Source organism: Rhodococcus sp. O3, assembly GCF_048897285.1.
In the GTDB taxonomy this organism is placed as follows: Bacteria; Actinomycetota; Actinomycetes; order Mycobacteriales; family Mycobacteriaceae; genus Rhodococcus.
In genome coordinates this window covers 1-2529 of the sequence record NZ_JBMBTE010000266.1, presented here as the reverse complement: position 1 = coordinate 2529, position 2529 = coordinate 1, and the positions used below count along the sequence as shown (strand labels likewise).

Here is a 2529-nt window from a genome sequence, read left to right as displayed (position 1 = left end):
TGTCCATGGCCATGAGAAAGTCCCCACTGGTGGCCGAGTAACGGTCCCCACCGGTGGCCAGGTGAAAGTCCCCGCCTCGTGTTCGTCGTGATTCCCACCGGAACGCCAGGCCTGAGCGGTGAAGGTGAAGGTGCCACCCAGTCACCTGTCACCGCCCAGGGAGTTCCATTGAAGTCTGCGAAGGACCGCATGGACATCATTTCCGCCTACCGCGAGGTCGGCACCTACCGCGGCGCCGCCGAGATGTGCGGCACCACCCACAAAACCGTCCGCCGGGTCATCGAACGATTCGAGGCCGGCGACACCCCACCCTCACGACAACCCCGCCCCCGCAACTACGACACCGTCACCGAGATCGTCGCAGAACGCGTCGCCTCCTCCCGGGGCAGAATCTCCGCCAAGCGTCTGCTCCCGATCGCCGCGGCCGCCGGATACACCGGTTCGGACCGCAACTTCCGCCGCCTCGTCGCCGACGAGAAAACCAAGTGGCGCAAGAACAATCACCGCGGTCGCCGGCCCGCCGTGTGGACACCGGGCGAATACCTGGTCATCGACTGGGCCACCCTGGGCGCCGGCCTGCACCTGTTCTGCGCGGTGCTGGCGTATTCGCGGTGGCGCTTCGTCGCGTTCGCCACCGACGAACGCGCCGGCACCACCTTGACGCTGATCGCCGAGGCCCTCGCCGCGATCGGCGGGGTGCCCGCCAAGGTCCTGGCCGACCGGATGGCCTGCCTCAAGGGCGGAGTCGTGGCGAACGTGGTGGTCCCGACCCCGGATTATGTGCGGATGGCCACCCACTACGGGTTCCGCCCCGACTTCTGCCACGCCGCCGACCCCGAATCGAAGGGCATCGTCGAACACCTCGTCGGCTACGCCCAACGCGACCTGGTCGTTCCGCTGCTCACCGACGCCGACCTGTCCGGCCGGCCGGTGGACCTGGCCACCGCGAACGCAGCCGCCCAGGCCTGGTGCATCGAGGTCAACACCCGGGTGCACACCGAGATCGACGCGGTCCCCGCCCAGCGTCTGCGCGAGGAACAGGCCGTGCTCGGACCGCTGCCGTCTTTGCGACTGCAGATCGGGCCGCCGCCGGTGACCCGCAAGGTCGACAGGCTCTCCTGCATCCGCTTCGGCTCAGCTCGTTATTCGGTGCCGACCCGACTGATCGGGGCCACCGTCACCGTCGCCGCCGGCGAGGGGCGACTGCTGATCGCCGACCCGGCCACCGGTCAGGTCGCCGCCGAGCACGCGCTCACCGCCCCGGGTACCGCGTCGATCCTCGACGAGCACTACCCGACCCCACGACAGGCTCCCAGTCGCGGTCCGCGACCGAAAACCGAAGTCGAGAAACGATTCTGCGCACTCGGTCCGGTCGCCGAACAGTTCCTCGTCGGCGCCGCCGCGGCCGCCAACACCCGCCTGCCCGCCGAACTCGCGGTGCTGCTGGACCTGCAGGCCGCGCACGGCACCGACGCCCTGCTCGCCGCGTTGACCCGGGCGGTGGCGTTCCGGCGGTTCCGCGCCGACGACGTCCGCTCGATCCTCGATGCCGGCGCCGGGGTTCCCCAACCCCGCCCCGGCGGTGATGCGCTGGTGCTGGACCTGCCGACCGCGCCGACCCGCTCCCTCGACGCCTACGCCGTCACCCGAGAGGAGACCGCGCGATGAGCAGTTCGAGCACCGCCGTTCCGCCGGCGGCCGCGGCACTGCCGGCCGACCTCGACGCCGGTCTGCGCCGGCTCAAACTCGCCACCGTCCGGCGCACCGCCGCCGAGGTCCTGCAAACCGCCAAAACCCAACGTTGGACCCCGGAGGAGGTGCTGCGCACCCTGATCGAAGCGGAGTTGGCCGCCCGCGACGCCTCCAACATCGCCGCCCGACTCAAAGCGGCGGCGTTCCCCGTCGCCAAGACCCTCGACAGCTTCATCGTCGCCGAATCCTCCATCCCACAAACCACATTCGACTATCTGATCGGTTTGGAATGGGTTCGTGCCCATGCCAATCTGGCGCTGGTGGGCCCACCGGGGACCGGAAAATCCCACACCCTGATCGGGTTGGGCATCGCGGCGGTGCACGCCGGGCACAGGGTCCGCTATTTCACCGCCGCCGACCTCGTCGAAACCCTCTACCGCGGCCTGGCCGACAACACCGTCGGCAAGACCATCGACACGCTGCTGCGGGCGGATCTGATCATCGTCGACGAGGTCGGGTTCGCGCCGCTCGACGACACCGGCACCCAATTGCTGTTCCGGCTCGTCGCCGGCGCCTACGAACGCCGTTCGCTGGCGGTCGCCTCGCACTGGCCGTTCGAACAGTGGGGCCGGTTCCTGCCCGAGCACACCACCGCCGCCGGCATCCTCGACCGGCTCTTGCACCACGCCACCGTCGTACTCACCGACGGCGAGTCCTACCGGATGCGCCAAGCCCGACACGAACGAGGTGAACGCCCCTGACCCCAACCCCCGAAACACCCACGAGGCGGGGACTTTCACCTGGCCAAGAGCGGGGACATCACGATGGCCGTTGACA

Annotated in this window: 2 protein-coding genes; both read left to right on the top strand. The window is 69.4% G+C overall.

What is annotated here, in order from left to right:
- Positions 1–168 precede the first annotated feature (168 nt).
- Positions 169–1668, top strand: a complete 1500-nt coding sequence (gene istA / locus ACN675_RS28710) for an IS21 family transposase (protein WP_420754047.1) — start codon at positions 169–171, stop codon at positions 1666–1668.
- A complete protein-coding gene (istB, locus tag ACN675_RS28705) occupies positions 1665–2453 on the top strand; it encodes an IS21-like element helper ATPase IstB (RefSeq protein ID WP_420754046.1) in 789 nt (262 codons plus the stop codon). The genes istA and istB overlap by 4 nt, the downstream gene beginning before the upstream one ends.
- Positions 2454–2529: the final 76 nt, after the last annotated feature.